This window comes from Achromobacter arsenitoxydans SY8, assembly GCF_000236785.1.
Classification (GTDB): domain Bacteria; phylum Pseudomonadota; class Gammaproteobacteria; order Burkholderiales; family Burkholderiaceae_B; genus Achromobacter; species Achromobacter arsenitoxydans.
Genome location: NZ_AGUF01000055.1, coordinates 51,997 through 68,206, shown reverse-complemented (window position 1 = coordinate 68,206; position 16,210 = coordinate 51,997). Strand labels below are relative to the sequence as shown.

Annotated in this window: 18 protein-coding genes; 4 read left to right on the top strand and 14 right to left on the bottom strand. The window is 65.5% G+C overall.

Going from position 1 to position 16,210, the window contains the following annotated elements; all coding sequences use genetic code 11:
• Positions 1–39 precede the first annotated feature (39 nt).
• From paaI to paaA, 8 genes are all read right to left on the bottom strand, one after another.
• Entirely contained in the window at positions 40–510 is a 471-nt protein-coding gene (paaI, locus tag KYC_RS15915; protein ID WP_008164112.1) for a hydroxyphenylacetyl-CoA thioesterase PaaI, read from the bottom strand.
• On the bottom strand, positions 510–1,298 hold the full coding sequence (gene paaG / locus KYC_RS15910; RefSeq protein WP_008164109.1) for a 2-(1,2-epoxy-1,2-dihydrophenyl)acetyl-CoA isomerase PaaG: 789 nt from the start codon (positions 1,296–1,298) through the stop codon (positions 510–512). The genes paaI and paaG overlap by 1 nt, the downstream gene beginning before the upstream one ends.
• Positions 1,299–1,313: 15 nt before the next feature.
• Complete coding sequence (gene paaN / locus KYC_RS15905) at positions 1,314–2,978, bottom strand: phenylacetic acid degradation protein PaaN (RefSeq protein WP_008164108.1); 1,665 nt, start codon at positions 2,976–2,978, stop codon at positions 1,314–1,316.
• 47 nt (positions 2,979–3,025) lie between these two features.
• On the bottom strand, positions 3,026–4,114 hold the full coding sequence (paaE, locus tag KYC_RS15900) for a 1,2-phenylacetyl-CoA epoxidase subunit PaaE (RefSeq protein ID WP_008164106.1): 1,089 nt from the start codon (positions 4,112–4,114) through the stop codon (positions 3,026–3,028).
• 13 nt (positions 4,115–4,127) lie between these two features.
• Positions 4,128–4,634, bottom strand: a complete 507-nt coding sequence (paaD, locus tag KYC_RS15895) for a 1,2-phenylacetyl-CoA epoxidase subunit PaaD (RefSeq protein WP_008164104.1) — start codon at positions 4,632–4,634, stop codon at positions 4,128–4,130.
• Positions 4,631–5,395 carry a 1,2-phenylacetyl-CoA epoxidase subunit PaaC gene (gene paaC / locus KYC_RS15890; protein WP_008164102.1) on the bottom strand — a complete coding sequence of 255 codons (765 nt, stop codon included), beginning with the start codon at positions 5,393–5,395 and terminating at the stop codon, positions 4,631–4,633. Before paaC ends, paaD begins: the two co-directional genes overlap by 4 nt.
• A gap of 16 nt (positions 5,396–5,411) precedes the next feature.
• The gene (gene paaB, locus KYC_RS15885; RefSeq protein WP_008164100.1) at positions 5,412–5,696 is read right to left on the bottom strand and encodes a 1,2-phenylacetyl-CoA epoxidase subunit PaaB; all 285 of its coding nucleotides are present in this window, start codon (positions 5,694–5,696) and stop codon (positions 5,412–5,414) included.
• A gap of 199 nt (positions 5,697–5,895) precedes the next feature.
• Complete coding sequence (gene paaA, locus KYC_RS15880) at positions 5,896–6,885, bottom strand: 1,2-phenylacetyl-CoA epoxidase subunit PaaA (RefSeq protein ID WP_008164099.1); 990 nt, start codon at positions 6,883–6,885, stop codon at positions 5,896–5,898.
• A 173-nt stretch (positions 6,886–7,058) separates the two neighbouring features.
• On the opposite strand from paaA, the gene paaX reads away from it, so the two are divergent.
• Positions 7,059–7,988: a phenylacetic acid degradation operon negative regulatory protein PaaX gene (gene paaX, locus KYC_RS15875; protein WP_008164097.1), complete on the top strand. Its 930-nt coding sequence runs from the start codon at positions 7,059–7,061 to the stop codon at positions 7,986–7,988.
• 63 nt (positions 7,989–8,051) lie between these two features.
• Here the strand turns inward: paaX and KYC_RS15870 are convergent, their stop codons facing one another.
• Together KYC_RS15870 and orn are read right to left on the bottom strand one after the other, a co-directional pair.
• Positions 8,052–8,687, bottom strand: coding sequence for an NAD(P)H-hydrate epimerase (locus KYC_RS15870; RefSeq protein ID WP_008164096.1), 636 nt, complete (start codon positions 8,685–8,687; stop codon positions 8,052–8,054).
• A gap of 67 nt (positions 8,688–8,754) precedes the next feature.
• On the bottom strand, positions 8,755–9,300 hold the full coding sequence (gene orn / locus KYC_RS15865) for an oligoribonuclease (protein ID WP_008164094.1): 546 nt from the start codon (positions 9,298–9,300) through the stop codon (positions 8,755–8,757).
• Positions 9,301–9,361: 61 nt separating this feature from the next.
• Between orn and KYC_RS15860 the strand changes: the two genes are divergently transcribed.
• Positions 9,362–10,612: a M48 family metallopeptidase gene (locus KYC_RS15860; protein WP_008164092.1), complete on the top strand. Its 1,251-nt coding sequence runs from the start codon at positions 9,362–9,364 to the stop codon at positions 10,610–10,612.
• Positions 10,609–11,511: a ribosome small subunit-dependent GTPase A gene (rsgA, locus tag KYC_RS15855; RefSeq protein ID WP_008164091.1), complete on the top strand. Its 903-nt coding sequence runs from the start codon at positions 10,609–10,611 to the stop codon at positions 11,509–11,511. Before KYC_RS15860 ends, rsgA begins: the two co-directional genes overlap by 4 nt.
• 97 nt (positions 11,512–11,608) lie before the next feature.
• Here rsgA and KYC_RS15850 read toward each other — a convergent pair whose 3' ends face one another.
• Complete coding sequence (locus tag KYC_RS15850; RefSeq protein ID WP_050814891.1) at positions 11,609–12,340, bottom strand: CoA pyrophosphatase; 732 nt, start codon at positions 12,338–12,340, stop codon at positions 11,609–11,611.
• 123 nt (positions 12,341–12,463) lie between these two features.
• The gene (rplS, locus tag KYC_RS15845; RefSeq protein WP_008164086.1) at positions 12,464–12,844 is read right to left on the bottom strand and encodes a 50S ribosomal protein L19; all 381 of its coding nucleotides are present in this window, start codon (positions 12,842–12,844) and stop codon (positions 12,464–12,466) included.
• Between the two features lie 309 nt (positions 12,845–13,153).
• Here rplS and KYC_RS15840 point away from each other — a divergent pair, with 309 nt between their 5' ends.
• Positions 13,154–14,026 carry a DMT family transporter gene (locus tag KYC_RS15840; protein WP_008164084.1) on the top strand — a complete coding sequence of 291 codons (873 nt, stop codon included), beginning with the start codon at positions 13,154–13,156 and terminating at the stop codon, positions 14,024–14,026.
• A gap of 39 nt (positions 14,027–14,065) precedes the next feature.
• On the opposite strand, the gene KYC_RS15835 is transcribed toward KYC_RS15840, so the two are convergent.
• Together KYC_RS15835 and KYC_RS15830 are read right to left on the bottom strand one after the other, a co-directional pair.
• Complete coding sequence (locus KYC_RS15835; RefSeq protein WP_008164082.1) at positions 14,066–14,527, bottom strand: hypothetical protein; 462 nt, start codon at positions 14,525–14,527, stop codon at positions 14,066–14,068.
• Between the two features lie 72 nt (positions 14,528–14,599).
• On the bottom strand, positions 14,600–16,006 hold the full coding sequence (locus tag KYC_RS15830) for a PA0069 family radical SAM protein (RefSeq protein WP_043518638.1): 1,407 nt from the start codon (positions 16,004–16,006) through the stop codon (positions 14,600–14,602).
• Positions 16,007–16,210: the final 204 nt, after the last annotated feature.

Below are 16,210 nucleotides of genomic sequence, written 5' to 3'. Positions count from 1 at the left end.
GGCCCGGCCGGCGGCCTTCTCTTTGGTTGGGCTATGCGGTCAAGCGTCCGCTGGCGCGCCGACTATCTGGCCCTTGATGCGATAGGAACGCCCCCTGAACAAGGCCACGTTACGGCCGTCCTGGTTGGTGACGGTGACGTCGTACACGCCGGTGCGGCCCGCAAGCGAACGCTCCTGCGCCACGGCAGTCAGCATGTCGCCTTCGAAGCCGGGAGCCAGGTAGTCGATGGTGCAGCCGGACGCCACGGTGCTGACATTGCGGGAATTGCAGGAAAACGCGAAAGCGCTGTCGGCCAGGGCAAAGATGAAACCGCCGTGGCAGGTCTTGTGGCCGTTCAGCATGTCGGGGCGCACCCGCATGGTCAGCCGGGCATAGCCAGGCGCCATTTCCTCGACCTTCATGTCCAGGCCCTGCGAGGCCGCATCGCCGGCATACATAACCGAGCCCACGGCCTGCGCCAGTTCCTGAGGATCGGTCGGCGCTTCAACGGGAGGAACGTGCACGCTCATCATTGCCCCTTGAATTGCGGTTCACGCTTGCCCAGGAAGGCGGCGACGCCTTCGGCGTAATCCGCGCTGCGGCCCAGTTCGCGCATCATGTCGCGCTCCAGGTCGAGCTGCGTGGACAGGTCATTGCCCAGGCTGGCCTGCAAGGCCCGCTTGGTGAAGGCCAGGCCCTTGGTGGGCGCCGCCGCGAAATGCGCGGCCAGACGCTCCAGCGCGGCATCGAATTCTTCGTCGGCCACGCATTGCCAGATGAGGCCCCATTCCTCGGCCTGCTTGGCGCTGAGCTTGTCGCCCAGCAGGGCCAGGCCCATGGCGCGGGCGCGGCCCACCAAACGCGGCAGCGCGAAGGTGCCGCCGGTGTCGGGAATCAGCCCCAGGCGGCAGAACGACTGGATGAAATTGGCCGACGCCTTGGCGATGACGATATCGCCCGCGAACGCCAGATTGGCGCCCGCCCCCGCGGCCACGCCGTTCACCCCCACCACGACGGGCATGGGCAAGGCGTTCAGGCGGCGCACCAGCGGCGCGTAGAACTTGTCGACGGTCTCGCCCAGGTCGGGCGGCGTGCCGTCCGCGGCGGGCTTGCGCTCGCTCAGGTCCTGGCCGGCGCAAAAGCCGCGCCCCGCCCCGGTCAGCACCAGCACGCGCGCGCCTTCGGTTTCGATGCGCGTCAGCGCATCGGCCACTTCCGCGTGCATATTGGCCGTGAAGCTGTTCAGCTTGTCCGGGCGGTTCAGCGTCAGGCGCGCAATGCCGCCAGACAGGTCGAATTCAATATCCTGATAGCTCATTTACGATCGCCCGGCTTAGATGTGACGGCGGGTTTGCACCACGCGGAAGCGGTTCGAGACAAACGCCGTGTCGGACAGCGCCGAATTGGCGGCCGGGTTGGCGCCGGTGCCGTGGAAATCGCTGAACGCGGCCGTCTGGTTGACGAACACCGCGCCAGTCAGGTTGAGCGAAAGCGACACGCCCGAGACTTCAGCGGCGTCCTGCACCTGCTCGGCCACGCGGTCGTCCGTCGTGTAAGCCGACAGGGACAATGCGCCATGCTTGACCACGCTGTCGCGCGCGAGCTGGATGCTGTGCGTGGTGGAATCGGTGGCCACGACGAAGGCGATGGGGCCGAACCACTCCTGGCTCAGGGCGGCATTACCGGCCTCGGTACGCAGCAGCAGCGGCGTGCGGACGCGCGCGTTCTCGAACTGGGGATGGGTCAGCGCCTTGCTGTCGGCCACCACCGGCAGGCCCAGGGCCCGCGCTTTTTCGATACGCTCGACGATGCCCTCGTTCTGGATGGCGCCGGTCAGCTCGACCGCCTTGGCGGCATCCGCGCCGACTTTTTCCAGCGCCACGCCCAGCGCGGCGGCGACGTCGTCGAAGCTGACGCGGCCCTCAGGAGTATTGATGCCGTCGCGCGGCACGTAGATATTCTGCGGGGCGGTGCACATCTGGCCCGAATACAGGGCCAGCGAGAACGCCAGGTTGCGCGCCACGCCCTTCAGGTCCGACGTCGAGTCGATGATGACCTGGTTCACGCCGGCCTTCTCGGTGTAGACCTGGGCCTGGCGGGCATTGTTTTCAAGCCAATCGCCGTTGGCGGTGCTGCCCGTGAAGTCGACGATCTTGACCGCCGGGTCCAGCGCCAGCTTCTGCGCGGTGTCGTCGCCCGCCTCGTGCGCAGCCAGCTGCACCACGTCGGGGTCGAACCCCGCTTCCTGCAGCACTTCGCGTGCCACCTTCACCGTGATGGCCAGCGGCAGGATCGCGCCCGGATGCGGCTTGACGATGACGGTGTTGCCGGTGGCAAGGCTGGCGAACAGGCCGGGGTAGCCGTTCCAGGTCGGGAAGGTCGAGCAGCCGATCACCAGCGCCACGCCGCGCGGCACGACCGTGAACTGCTTTTCCATGCGGATGGGATCATTCTTGCCCTGGGGCTTTTCCCAGACCGCCACGCCGGGAATGCGCGACATTTCCTGCCAGGCGTAGGTCACGGCCTCGAAACCGCGGTCCTGCGCGTGCGGGCCGCCAGCCTGGAAGGCCATCATGAAGCCCTGGCCGGTGGTGTGCTGGACCGCGTAGGCGATCTCGAAGCTGAGCTTGTTCAGGCGGGCCAGGATTTCCAGCGACACGCCCACCCAGGCGCGGGGGCCGGCGCGGCGCCAGTCTTCCAGCGCGCGCTTGGCGGCCGAAATCAACTTGTCGGCCGGCACACGCGGATAGGTAATGCCCAGATCGAAGCCGTAGGGCGATTTCTCGCCGCCCACGACGCCGTCGGCGTCGTGCAGGTTCAACGGGAAGGGCTTGCCCTTGAGCGCCTCGAAAGCGGCGCGGCCGTCGTCATTGGCGGTTTCACCGTAGTTGCGCGGGCTGGGCGACTCGGCAAACGGGCTCCAGTAGCCGCGCAGCGCGGCGGCAGCCAGGGATTGTTCCAGCAGGGGCTGGTGGCGTTCGAAGAATTTCTGGGACACGCTCGTCTCTCCAATTAGATTTGAATTCTTGCCTGGCGCGGGCCGGCTCAGGTTTCCTGGTCGAAGTCGATGACCAGCCGGTCGCTGACCGGGAAGCTCTGGCAGCTCAGGATGAAACCGCGCGCGACTTCATAGTCCTCCAGGGCGAAGTTGGCGTCCATATCCACCTCGCCTTCGATGACCTTGCAACGGCAGGTGGAACACACCCCGCCTTTGCACGAATACGGCAGTTCGATGCCTTGCGCCAGCGCCGAGTCCAGCACACTGTCTTTGTTCTTGTCGATGACGAACATGCGGCTATGTCCGTCCTGCACCACGGTAACCTCGCACTGGCCCTTGCCCGGCGCCTGGCGGGCGTCGTGGCCGGTGCGCAATGCGCGTGGCCCCTTCGGCGCGCCGAAGAGTTCGAACTTGATGTTCGCCTTCGGGATGCCGCGAGCCTGCAGCCGTTCAACCACGCTTTCCGTCATGGTCTGCGGGCCACAGACAAAAGCGTAGTCGATATCCTCGGGGCTCATCCAGGCCGACATGAGCTGGTCGACCTTGTCCCCGTCCAGGCGTCCGTTAAAGAGTTCGATGTCCTGGGTTTCGCGGCTCATGACGTAGACCAGCGAAAAACGGTCCATGTAGAGGTTCTTCAGGTCTTCGATTTCTTCGCGGAACAGCACTGCCGACGATGCGCGGTTGCCGAAGAACAGGGTGAACTTGCTGCGCGGCTCTGTCGACAGCGCGGTCTTGACCAGGGAAAACACCGGAGTGATCCCGCTGCCCACGGCGAACGCCACATAGTGGCGCTGGTTTTCCGGGGAAAAATCCACGGTGAAGTTGCCCGCCGGCGCCATGACTTCCAGGGTCTGGCCCGGCTGCAGTTCGTGGTTGGCCCAGCTGGAGAACGCACCCTCGTCCACCTTCTTGATGGCCACGCGCAGCAGCTTGTCGTGGGGCGCGGAACAGATGGAATACGAACGGCGCAGCTCTTCCCCATTGAGCTGGGTGCGCAGCGTCAGGTACTGGCCGGGCAGGAAGGCGAACGCTTCCGTCAGCGCCTCGGGCAAGTCGAAGGTCACGACCACGGCATCGCGCGTATTGCGCGCCACGGAGGCCACCTTCAAGGAATGAAATTGGTTCTGGCTCATCTCAAACCACGCATTAGTGAGTCTTGAAATAATCGAAGGGCTCGCGGCAGGAGACGCAGCGGTACAGCGCCTTGCACGAGGTGGACCCGAAATTGCTGACCAGGCGCGTCTCGTGCGAACCGCAACGCGGGCACGCGATGGCGGGGCCCGGCGTGCGGCGGCTGATGCCCGAAATATCAATGGCGCGTTCGGCAGGCGCGGCGATGCCGTAGCCCTTGAGCGCCTCGCGCCCCTTTTCGCTCATCCAGTCGGTCGTCCAGGCGGGCGCCAGGCGAGTCTCGACGCGGACATCGTCCACGCCATGCCGCTGCAGCGTCTGCTGGATATCCTGGGTGATCTCGCGCATGGCCGGGCAGCCGGAGTAGGTCGGCGTGATGACGACGACGCAGGCGTCGCCGTCCCAAGACACCTCCCGCACCACGCCCAGATCCACCACGGACAGCACGGGGATCTCCGGATCGGGAACCTCCTGCAGCCAGGCGTAGACCTGGTCGGCGGAAACGGGCGCCAGCGCGTTCACCACGTCGCTCCCGGATAGGCGCGCGGCAGGTATTGCATTTCAGCCAGCACGTAGCCCAGCTGCTCGGTGTGCCTGCCCTGGCGGCCGCCGCGGTGCGCCAGGTGATTCGCCGCAGCCTCGTCGGGCACGGTCAGCGTGGCCTCTTCCAGCACTTCGCGCACATGCGCCAGCCAGGGCTGGCGCAGCGCAGACAACTCACAGCCGATGCCGCGCGAGGCCAGGTCCAGGTCGATGGCGTCGTCGGCGAACAGTTCGCCGGTGAAGCGCCAGGCGTCGTCGATGGCGGCCTGCATCTTGGCGTGGCTTTCGGCCGTGCCGTCGCCCAGGCGCACCACCATGTCCGACGAGCGCCGCACGTGGTAAGTCACTTCCTTGATCGCCTTGGCCGCGATGGCCGCGACGCGTTCGTCGGCCGACTTTTCCAGGCGCTGCAGCAGGAAGTAGTGCCAGACGTCGAACAGGAACTGGCGCGCCATGGTGTCGGCATAGTTGCCGTTGTCGCGTTCCACCAGCAGCACATTGCGGAACTCGTGCGTGTCGCGCAGGTAGGCCAGCGCGTCTTCATCGCGGCCGGCGCCTTCGACTTCGCCGGCCAGCGTCAGCCACATGCGGGCCTGTCCCAGCAGGTCCAGCGCGGTGTTGGTCAGCGCCAGATCCTCTTCCAGGATGGGGCCGTGGCCGGTCCACTCGCCCAGCCGCTGCGAGAGAATGAGCGACGAATCGCCCAGGCGCAGCAGATACTCAAAAAAAGGCTTGTCCATGTCTCCCCCGCCTGCCTTACATGTGCTTGATTTCTTCGGGCATCGGGAAGAAGGTCGGATGCCGGTAGACCTTGCTGTTGGACGGCTCGAACAGGGGATCCTTGTCGCCCGGGCTGCTGGCCGAAATATCGGACGCGCGCACCACCCAGATGCTCAGGCCCTCGTTGCGGCGGGTATAGACGTCGCGGGCGTGATTGATCGCCATTTCGGCGTCCGGAGCGTGCAAGCTGCCCACGTGCTTATGCGCCAGGCCATGCTGGCTGCGGATGAACACTTCCCACAGAGGCCAGTCTTTGCTCATGATGGATTTCCTCTAAAGCCGGACGCGCCACGGCGCCACCCGGTCTGCAATAAATAAAGAAAAAGAGTTGCCTGAAGAACCTTCACTGCCGAAGCGCGGACGCCGCTAGCGCCGCCGCGCGGATCCGGCTCCGCCGGTCCGCTGCGGCGCCCCCCTGTGAGGGGGAAGCGCGCAGCGCTTCGGGGGTGGGAGTCTCCCCTCAGGCGGCCTTGCGCTCCGCCTGCTTGTCGGCGTAGGCGACCAGCGCGTCGCGCACCCAGGCGCCGTCCTCGTGCGCCTTGACGCGCGCCGCCAGGCGTTCACGGTTGCAGGGGCCGTTGCCCTTGAGCACGGCGTAGAACTCGGTCCAGTCGATTTCGCCGAAGTCGTAATGACCACGCTCGGCGTTCCACTTCAGGTCGGGATCGGGGACGGTCAGGCCCAGGAATTCGGCTTGCGGCACGGTCTGGTCCACCATCTTCTGGCGCAGTTCGTCGTTGGAGAAGAGCTTGATTTTCCAGGCCATGGACTGCGCGCTGTTGGGCGAATCGGCATCCGAGGGGCCGAACATCATCAAGGCGGGCCACCACCAGCGGTTGAGCGAGTCCTGGACCATGGCCTTTTGCTCGGGCGTGCCGTGCAGGCACATCTGCATGAGCAGGTCATAGCCCTGGCGCTGGTGGAAGGACTCTTCCTTACAGACACGCACCATGGCCCGCGCATAGGGACCATAGGAGCAGCGGCACAGCGGGATCTGGTTGATGATGGCGGAGCCGTCGACCAGCCAGCCGATCATGCCGATGTCGGCCCAGCTGAGCGTGGGGTAGTTAAAGATGCTGGAGTACTTGGCGCGGCCGGAGTGCAGGTCGTCGATCAGGTCGTCGCGCGACACGCCCAGGGTTTCCGCGGCGCTGTACAGGTAGAGCCCGTGGCCCGCTTCGTCCTGCACTTTGGCCAGCAGGATCGCCTTGCGCTTGAGCGACGGCGCGCGGGTGATCCAGTTGCCTTCAGGCAGCATGCCGACGATTTCGGAATGCGCGTGCTGCGAGATCTGGCGCACGAGCGTCTTGCGGTAGGCCTCGGGCATCCAGTCCTTGGCCTCGATGCGGACGCCGTCGTCGATGCGCCGCTGGAACGTCTGTTCCAGGCCTTCAAGCTGGTCCGCGGTCTTGACCTGCTTGACGCCGGTTTCGACGAGTTGAGCGTACATGTTTGTCTCCTTGAAGACGGTTTGCGAAAACGCAAAGCAAACGCTGCGCAGTGCCGTCATGTCATAGGAAGATTATTTAATACAAAAAATTCATTGTCAAACTCAAATCTGTATCACATTGGATTTATGTATCATATCCAGGATCCCGATATCGGCCGCCCGCGGCCCCCCTTATGGCAAACCCTCAGTCGCCCCTGGAACGCTTTCTGTCCCGCTTATTGAAAAGCGATCCGCCCCGCGCAAAGTCGCTGTGCGTCAGCTTGCTGGGCGATGCGCTGGCCCCGCACGGCGGCGCCATCTGGCTGGGCAGCCTGATCGAGCTCCTGGCTCCGCTGGGCATCAATGAACGCCTGCTGCGCACCAGCGTCTTCCGCCTGGTGGCGCAGAACTGGCTGCAATCGGAACGCCATGGCCGGCGGAGCCTCTACCTGATCTCCGACCAGGGCGTGCGCCACACCCTGCACGCCTCGCAGCGCATCTACGAGGGCCCATCAAAGGAATGGAACGGGGAATGGACGCTGGTGGCGCTGCCGCGCACGGGCAACGGGCTGGCCGAACGCGGCGAGCTGCGCCGTGAACTGGTCTGGGAAGGGTTTGGCATGATCGCGCCCGGCCTGTTCGCCCATCCGCACACCGAGGCGCGGGCTGCGCACGACATCCTGGACAAACTGGGCATCCCGGACCGGGCGCTGGTCCTGTCGGCCCGCGACCTGGCCGGCGCGGGCGGCCTGCCCATCGCCAGCCTGGCCTCGCAATGCTGGAACCTGGACGATGTAGCCGAGCAATACCGGCTGTTTTCAAGAAACTTCGGGCCGCTGGAAAAGCTGCTGGAAGATGCGCCAGCGCCCGCCGAAGCCTTCATGATCCGAGTCATGCTGCTGCACAACTGGCGCCGGATCGTCCTGCACGACCCGCAACTGCCCGGCCCGATGCTGCCCGACAACTGGCCCGGCCACGCCGCCCGCGAACTCTGCGGGCGCATCTACTGGCGGGTATTCGACGCCTCCGAAACGCATCTGGACGCCTTGGCCGGACAGGACAACGAGCGCTACGCGCCCCTGTCGGAAGAAGTGAATTCGCGCTTTGGCGGCCGGCCGGCCTGACGGCCTGCGCTTGCGATAGCGCCACGCCAGCCTGAACGCCAAGCGCGCTCAGCGCCGCGCAAGCTAGCGACCCGCGTCGTCCGCATCCGGCATGACGACGCCCAGCGTATCCACATGGCATTCGCCAGCAGCATCGCGCCCGGGCCCGGCGCGGCACAGTCCGCGGCTGGCCGCGATGAAACACAGCGTCCATCGCGCCCGGATCGGGCGGCCCAGCGCGGCGCCCGTGTCGGCATCTATACCGCTGGGCACGTCAAGCGCCAGCACGGGAACATTCCAGGCGTTCACCGCATCCGCCAGGGATTGCCAAGCCTGGCCCAACGGGCGGTTCAGGCCGATGCCGAACAGGCCGTCAAGAACCAGGTCCGGCTGCCGGCCGTGGGGCAACGCGGCATGGCTGCGCCCACCCGCGGCCTGCCAGCCGGCCCAGGCGCGGGCCGCATCGGCAGGCAGCCTTTCGGGGCCGAAAGGCAACACCACCTGCACTTCAAACCCGTGCGCCAAAAGGCGCGCGGCCGCTTCCAGCGCGTCGCCGCCGTTGTTGCCGGGGCCGGCCAGCGCCAGGATGGAAGTCTTGGAGGGAAAGCGCGCCTGGACGAAATCGGCCGCGGCGGCGCCGGCCAGCGGCATCAGCACCCGGCCCGATGCCAGGGCGCGCTGTTCGGCAAGGCGGATCTGGGCGACGGAATATGACGGCATGGCGGACCTGTTGGCGGGACGTCCGGCCTGTAAGCGGGCCGGTCCCCAGTGTAAGCCGCCCGCGCGCTCAGACTTTCAGGAAATGCTCGCGGTAGTACTTGAGCTCGTCGATGGATTCGTAGATGTCGGCCAGCGCTTCGTGGCGGCTCTTTTTCTCGAAACCCTTGTACACGGCCGGCGCCCAGCGGCGCGCCAACTCTTTCAGCGTGCTCACGTCCAGGTTGCGGTAGTGGAAGAACTGCTCCAGGCGCGGCATGTACGCGAACATGAAGCGGCGGTCCTGGCTGATCGTATTGCCGCACATCGGGGACTTGCCGGCCGGCACATGCTGCGCCAGGAACGCCAACAGCGTATCCTCTGCCTGCGCCTCGGAAATCGTGGACGCCTTGACCTTGTCGATCAGGCCGCTTTTGCCGTGGGTGGACTTGTTCCAGTTGTCCATGGCGTCCAGCAGGCTGTCGGGCTGGTGCACGACGATGACCGGCCCCTCGGCGACCACCGTCAGGTCGGGCTCCGTCACCACCACGGCGACTTCGATGATGCGTTCTTTTTCAGGGTCCAGCCCGGTCATTTCCATGTCCAGCCAGATCAGGCGGTTTTCGTTCGCAGCCATATAATTTGCCTTTAAAACACGCGATTTTCGCACATACCTTCCTGAGCCAACCGTATTGCCCATGTTCACATTGCTGTTCGTTGCCTTCCTGCTGACCGATATCGCCGTGCGCATGTGGCTGGCTTCGCGCCAGATCCGGCATGTCGCGCGCAATCGCGACCAGGTGCCCGCGGAATTCTCGCCTCGCATCGGTCTGGCGAGCCACCAGCGCGCGGCCGACTACACCGTGGCGCGGGTCAGGCTGGGCATGCTCGAACGCACCTATGACGCCATCCTGCTGGTGTGCCTGACGCTCATGGGCGGCCTGCAATTCATCGACCTGATGGTAAGCCAGCTTACCAGCAACGATTTCATACGCCAGATGCTGTTGCTGGTGGTGGTTGCGCTGGTGCTGGGCCTGATCGGCTTGCCTTTTACCCTGTGGCGGCAGTTCAAGCTGGAGGCGCGCTTCGGATTCAACCGCATGACGCCCCGGCTTTTCGTCGTGGACGCCATCAAGGGCTTGCTGGTCGCGGCGGTGCTGGGACTGCCGCTGGCAGCCGCCGTACTGTGGCTGATGGGCAGCGCCGGCGACTACTGGTGGATATGGGCCTGGGCCCTCTGGACGGTGTTCAACCTGGCGCTGCTGATCATCTACCCGATGTTCATCGCTCCCCTGTTCAACAAGTTCACGCCGCTCTCCGACCCCGAACTGGCCGGACGCATCCAGCGCCTGGCGCAGCGCTGCGGCTTTGCGCTGAACGGCCTGTTCGTGATGGACGGATCGCGCCGCTCGGCCCATGGCAATGCCTACTTCACCGGATTCGGACGGTCGCGCCGCATCGTATTCTTCGACACTCTGCTGGCCCGCCTGAACGCGGACGAAATCGAAGCCGTGCTGGCGCACGAGCTCGGCCATTTCGCCAAGCGCCACATCATCAAGCGCATCGTCTTCAGCTTTGTCGCGGCGCTGGTGTTCTTTGCCATCCTGGGGTGGATCGCCCAGCAGCCGTGGTTCTACGTGGGACTTGGCGTCCTGCCGCAATTGGGCGGACGCAACGACGCCATGGCGCTGCTGCTGTTCTTCCTGGTGATTCCTGTATTCACCTTCATGCTCACCCCCCTGGCAAGCTGGTACTCGCGCCGCGACGAATTCGAAGCCGACCGCTATGCCGCCGAGCAAAGCTCGCCGGAACGGCTGGTGTCCGCGCTGGTCAAACTCTACGACGATAACGCCGCAACCTTGACCCCCGACCCCGTGCACTCCGCCTTTTACGACAGCCATCCTCCCGCAGCCGTGCGCATCCGCCACCTGATGGCGGGCGCCGCATGAGCGCGCCACTGGAAGGCCGCATCATCGCCGCGCACGGCCGTCACTACACCGTGGAACTCGCGGACGGCGCCCTGCGCAAGTGCTTCCCCCGCGGCAAGAAAGCCGGCGCCGCCGTGGGCGACCGCGTCCGGATCACCCCGCAGGGCAAAGACGAAGGCGCCATCGACGCCATCCTGCCGCGCACCAATTTGCTGTTCCGGTCGGACGAGATGCGGTCCAAGCAGTTCGCCTCCAACGTGGACCAGCTGCTGATCGTCGTGGCCGTCCGTCCGACGTTTTCCGACGACCTGACGGGCCGCGCGCTCGCGGGCGCCTGGAGCGCGGGCATTTCGCCACTGATCATCCTGAACAAGACCGACCTGACCGACGAATTGCCCGCCGCGCGGGCGCGGCTTGCTCCCATCGCCGCGCTGGGCGTGGACGTGATCGAACTGAGCGCGCTTGAACCTGAAAGAGTCCATACGCTGCTCGCGCCCCGCCTCGCCGGCCGCACCAGCCTGCTGCTGGGGCAAAGCGGCATGGGCAAGTCCACGCTGCTCAATGCCCTGGTGCCCGACGCCGCGGCCGCCACGCGCGAACACTCCACCGCGCTCGACATGGGCAAGCACACCACGACCAGCACGCGGCTCTACCACCTGCCGGCGCCCGGCGGCGACCTGATTGATTCTCCTGGATTCCAGGCCTTCGGCCTGCAGCACCTGACCCGCGAAGACATCATCCGCGGGTTTCCGGAGTTCACGCAGCCCATCGAGGAATGCCGCTTCTACAACTGCTCGCATCGGCACGAGCCGGGCTGCGGCGTGGTGGCGGCGCTGCAGGCCGGCAAGATCGACCCGGCGCGCTACGCCCTGTACGAACGCATCCTGGAAGAAAACCTGGCGGGCCAGCAGCGGTATTGATTCTGCCGGCGCGCCGTTGTGCGGCTTGCTGGCGCAATAGAAATCGGCCCCTCGCGGGGCCGTCTTCTATTGGGGCGACATGTGCGCGCCGCGAAGATCAGCGCGGCGTGAAGCCGTGGCGCAGCAGATGATACAGATTGCGCAGCATGCCCGCCGTGGCGCCCCAGATGAAGTGTTTGCCATAGGGCATACCGTAATACTGGCGCACTCGGCCGTCGTCGAGCCTGGCTTCATAGAGGCGATGGTTGGCCGGATCCATCAGGAACGACAGCGGCACCTCGAAGACCTCGGCAACCTCGAACGCGTCGGGCGCCAACTGAAAGCCCGGGCGCACCAGCGACACGACCGGAATGATGGAAAACCCCGTGGCCGTCAGATAGGGCGGCATGCTGCCCAGCACTTCCACGTGGTTCGAGGGCAAGCCCGTTTCTTCCTGCGCTTCGCGCAGCGCCGCCGCCACGGGCGTGGAATCGCTGGTCTCGATGCGCCCGCCGGGAAAACTGATCTGGCCCGCGTGGTCATGCAGGTGCGCGGCGCGCTGCGTCAGCATGATGTGCACGCCGTTGTCCCGCGTCACCAGCGGAATCAGCACGGCGGCGGGCACCGGCGCGCCTTCGCGGCCGGGGTAGCGCAGATCGTTGTCGCGCGACAACTCCAGCGTCCAGGTGGACGGCTGGCTGAGCGTACCCCGCAGGGAGTCCGGAGTGAGCAGGCTGGTGGGCACGGGCGGCAAGGAATCGTTAGCCACCACCCACGGTTGCGTCGCCGGGTCAAAACCCGGACGCGCCAGCGGCCGACGGGGCCGCGCGGAAGACGAGGAATCAGACATTCGGCTCAGAAAATAGAAAAAGGCACCCTCGCAGGTGCCTTTTTAACCCGGAAACCCGTGCCGGACGGAAACGCGGATTGGCGTGAACGTCCGACACTGGCGGGGCCGTGTACCGATAAGCGATCAAGCCGCGGAGGCTTGCTTGCTGACCAGCTTTTCCTTGATGCGAGCCGACTTGCCCGAGCGCGAGCGCAGGTAGTACAGCTTGGCGCGGCGCACGTCGCCGCGGCGCTTGACTTCGATGCCGGCGATTTGCGGCGAGTACAGCTGGAACGTACGTTCCACGGCTTCACCCGACGAAATCTTGCGCACGGTGAACGCGGAGTTCAGGCCGCGGTTGCGCTTGGCGATGACGACGCCTTCGAAAGCCTGCACGCGCTTGCGGGTGCCTTCAACGACGTTCACGCTCACGATGACGGTGTCACCAGGAGCAAATTCAGGCTTGGCTTGACCGCCGGTCAGGCGGGCAATTTCTTCCTGTTCCAGGATAGCGATGAGGTTCATTAGAACTCCTAGATCATCATGCGTTTGCGGGCTAAGACTTTTGCCGTTCGATGTTGTTCACGCCTGGCGTTCATGTGGCTGCAAAAAACCAGCCACATCCGGCCAGTTGCGTGTGCATTGCATTCGGCTCGCCGGATATTCCGGTGGGCTGATCGCGATGCTCGTGCCGCAACGAGAGGATGAGATTTGGCAAACCAATGATTCTACACCAAAAAATGCCCGAGGCCTCGGGTAACATGTGCGCCTTGCACTCGCTTTGCGGTACCCTTCACCCTTCTGTAACAAACACGTCATCTGGCGCTGTTTCCCATGTCGTACACGTCCCTGTTATTGGTTGTCCTGGCGGCAATGGCCCACGCGACGTGGAATCTGCTCGCCAAGCGTGCGGCCATGGTGGGCGCGCCTTTTGTCTTCGCTTACGGCCTGTGCGCCTCGGTGCTCTACGCCCCGTGGGTGATCTGGGTGCTGATGCATGACGGCATGACCTGGACCTGGCCCGTAGTGGGAGCCATCCTCACGTCCAGCCTGTTGCATCTGGGCTACAGCCTGTGCCTGCAGCGCGGCTATCAAGTGGCTGACCTGTCGGTGGTGTATCCGATTGCCCGCGGCACGGGCCCCCTGCTTTCCACCACCGGCGCCTTCCTGCTGCTTGGCGAACCCGCCACCAGCACCGGCATCGCCGGCATGCTGTGCGTGGTGATCGGCGTCCTGCTGATCGCCACCCAGGGACGGCTGGCGATCTTCAAGCATGCGCAGGCCTGGGTGGGCGTGCGCTGGGGCGTGGTGATCGGCCTGTTCATTGCCGCCTATACGGTGGTGGACGCCTATGGCGTGAAGGTGCTGCTGATCAGTCCGGTGCTATTCGACTGGTTCACCTGCGTCACACGCACCGCCATGATGACGCCGCACATGCTGCGCCGTCCCGCCCAGGCCTGGGAATCCATGCGCGGCTACTGGCATCTGGCGCTGGCGGTGGGCTTTCTGTCGCCTTTGGGCTACATCCTGGTGCTGTACGCGCTGCGCAACGGCGCTCCACTGAGCCTGGTGGCGCCCGCCCGGGAAATGTCGATGATGCTGGGCACGCTGGCTGGCATGTTCCTGCTGCGCGAAAAGGTCGGGCCTGGCCGTCTGGCCGGCTGCCTGTCCATCCTGGCTGGCGTGATCCTGCTGGGCTCAAGCTGAGCCTCCCAGGGATACCGGAATGGCCTGGCGGCCTGCCGGTCAGAAACCGCCCGCCACGCCCAGCCACATCAGGCCGGGGATCATGGCGCCCCAGGCAAGCACCAGCACCACGTCGATAATCATGGCCTTCAGGGTGACCTGATTCGCTGCCGCGCCGGCCTTGGCGTCGCCAAGGCATTGATCGCGGACTGCCGGCGCGGCGGCCGGGGCAACAGGCGCCGCGGGCGCGGCAGTGGGAACGCCCGCCGCGGGAATGCCCGCCACCGGAACGCCCGCCAAATCATCCGCCGGAGCGGGCGATGGCGGGAACGGCCAGCGGGCCGGCATGTTGCGGGACCGCACGCGCTGGCCGGAAGCGCCGCCTGCGGCGGATGCGCTCCAGGGCATGGCCAGGCCTGTCAGCCTGACGCACAGGTCGCGAGCCCGGTTGGCGCCGCGGCGCAACGGATTCAGGGAGACAACAAGCTCATCCGGCAGGACAGACAAATCAGCGGTGTTCATGGGAACTCCTTGGATAAACGTTCCAGAGCCGGGGCTAAGCGCCCTGGCGTCCGCGGCAACAGCAGCCGGCGGTCAATCGAACAAAGACAACTGCCCGGCCGCCATTGCGCGCAACTGCCGCGCGCCGCGCCCGTAAGCGCCGCCGACCGCGGGCAAGCCGCCGGGAAAAGGGACCCCTGAAGACGCTTGCGCGCCAACCGGGGATAGGAAATCGGTGGAAGCGGACGCCGGGCCGCAGGCCGACGCCTGCTGCACACCCGCCGCGACAGGGTCGAACAGCGGCGACGAGGCTCCGGGCAGGGCCGGCGGCTGGAAACGGCTGCAATCGAGCGCCAACCGGGTGCGGTTCAGGCCCAGCTTGCGCGTGGCCACCGAAAACCGCTGGCGCAGCAGGTCGGCCCAAATGCCGGTGCCGCGCATGCGGGAACCGAAATTGGGGTCATTGCGGCGGCCGTTGCGCAGGTCTTCGATGCGATGCAGCACGCGCTGGGCACGGTCCGGGTAATGGGCGTTGAGCCAATCCTGAAAGAGCGTCTTGACCTCCCAGGGCAACCGCAAGACGGTGTAGCTGGCGTAATGCGCGCCGGCCCCCTTGGCTTCCTGCAGGATGTGCTCCATGGAGTCGTCGTTGATGAACGGAATGACGGGCGCCACCAGCACGCCCACCGGCACGCCGGCGTCAGTCAGGCTGCGTACGGCTTCGAGGCGGCGCCAGGGCGCGGCCGCGCGCGGTTCCAGCGTGCGCGCCACGCCCGCATCCAGCGTCGTGATGCTGATGTAGACGACCGCCAGGTTCTGTTCGGCCAGCGCCGCCAGCAGGTCCAGGTCGCGGGCGACCAGCGCGTTCTTCGTGACGATGGTGACGGGATGCCGGGTTTCCAGCATGAGTTCGAGCATGCCCCGGGTAAGGCGCCAGTCGCGCTCGATGGGCTGATAGGCGTCCGTGGCAGAACCGATGTTGATGGGCGACGGCTTGTAGCCGGGCCGGGAGAGTTCGGCACGCAGGGCCTCTACGGCGTTGGCCTTGGCGACCAGGCGGGTTTCGAAGTCCAGGCCGGGCGAATAGCCCAGATAGGAGTGCGTGGGCCGGGCATAGCAGTACACGCAGCCGTGTTCGCACCCGCGGTAGGGATTGACGGCGACGTCAAAGGGAATATCCGGGGAATCGTTGCGCGACAGCATCTTGCGCGCCTCTTCCGCCGTGACCGTGGTTTTGGGAGCGGGCGGGACCGAGCGCGTGTCGGGCAGGATGGGGATGACCCGCGAACCAGAAGAACCGGCCAGCGGAGAATTATCGGGGACGGAATCAATGAAGTCGGCGGGCAAACCGGACGCGGACCAGCCGTCGTCGATCTGCACGCGGTCATCGCTTTGAAAGCGATGCCGAACATTAGTAACCGCACCCCGACCGCGCAAGGCGGCGGGGGCGGCAGCCGGGGACCCAGAACCGGCGGGAAAAGAATGATCGGTGCGTGCCATGAAAACTACTGTACAAAAACACAGTGGTTTTGACAAGCACCAAAAGCCTTTCCGTAAGACAGTCCAACTTTACCGCAAGACGCAGGCAACGGCGGAACAAATCGTTTTCACCAGGCGATATGCCCCGGAAAGCCGCGCCAGCATTGGATTTGGACGAAAAACAACAACGCCGCCGAGGCGCCGGCGGCGTTGTTTTCATGCTGC

Coding starts and splice junctions, on each gene's coding strand:
- KYC_RS15835 (WP_008164082.1), bottom strand. CDS start 14,527: ATGAACACCGCTGATTTGTCTGTCCTGCCGGATGAGCTTGTTGTCTCC.
- paaG (WP_008164109.1), bottom strand. CDS start 1,298: ATGAGCTATCAGGATATTGAATTCGACCTGTCTGGCGGCATTGCGCGC.
- KYC_RS15860 (WP_008164092.1), top strand. CDS start 9,362: ATGTTCACATTGCTGTTCGTTGCCTTCCTGCTGACCGATATCGCCGTG.
- paaE (WP_008164106.1), bottom strand. CDS start 4,114: ATGAGCCAGAACCAATTTCATTCCTTGAAGGTGGCCTCCGTGGCGCGC.
- KYC_RS15840 (WP_008164084.1), top strand. CDS start 13,154: ATGTCGTACACGTCCCTGTTATTGGTTGTCCTGGCGGCAATGGCCCAC.
- paaI (WP_008164112.1), bottom strand. CDS start 510: ATGAGCGTGCACGTTCCTCCCGTTGAAGCGCCGACCGATCCTCAGGAA.
- paaA (WP_008164099.1), bottom strand. CDS start 6,885: ATGTACGCTCAACTCGTCGAAACCGGCGTCAAGCAGGTCAAGACCGCG.
- orn (WP_008164094.1), bottom strand. CDS start 9,300: ATGGCTGCGAACGAAAACCGCCTGATCTGGCTGGACATGGAAATGACC.
- rsgA (WP_008164091.1), top strand. CDS start 10,609: ATGAGCGCGCCACTGGAAGGCCGCATCATCGCCGCGCACGGCCGTCAC.
- paaB (WP_008164100.1), bottom strand. CDS start 5,696: ATGAGCAAAGACTGGCCTCTGTGGGAAGTGTTCATCCGCAGCCAGCAT.
- paaX (WP_008164097.1), top strand. CDS start 7,059: ATGGCAAACCCTCAGTCGCCCCTGGAACGCTTTCTGTCCCGCTTATTG.
- KYC_RS15830 (WP_043518638.1), bottom strand. CDS start 16,006: ATGGCACGCACCGATCATTCTTTTCCCGCCGGTTCTGGGTCCCCGGCT.
- paaC (WP_008164102.1), bottom strand. CDS start 5,395: ATGGACAAGCCTTTTTTTGAGTATCTGCTGCGCCTGGGCGATTCGTCG.
- rplS (WP_008164086.1), bottom strand. CDS start 12,844: ATGAACCTCATCGCTATCCTGGAACAGGAAGAAATTGCCCGCCTGACC.
- KYC_RS15850 (WP_050814891.1), bottom strand. CDS start 12,340: ATGTCTGATTCCTCGTCTTCCGCGCGGCCCCGTCGGCCGCTGGCGCGT.
- KYC_RS15870 (WP_008164096.1), bottom strand. CDS start 8,687: ATGCCGTCATATTCCGTCGCCCAGATCCGCCTTGCCGAACAGCGCGCC.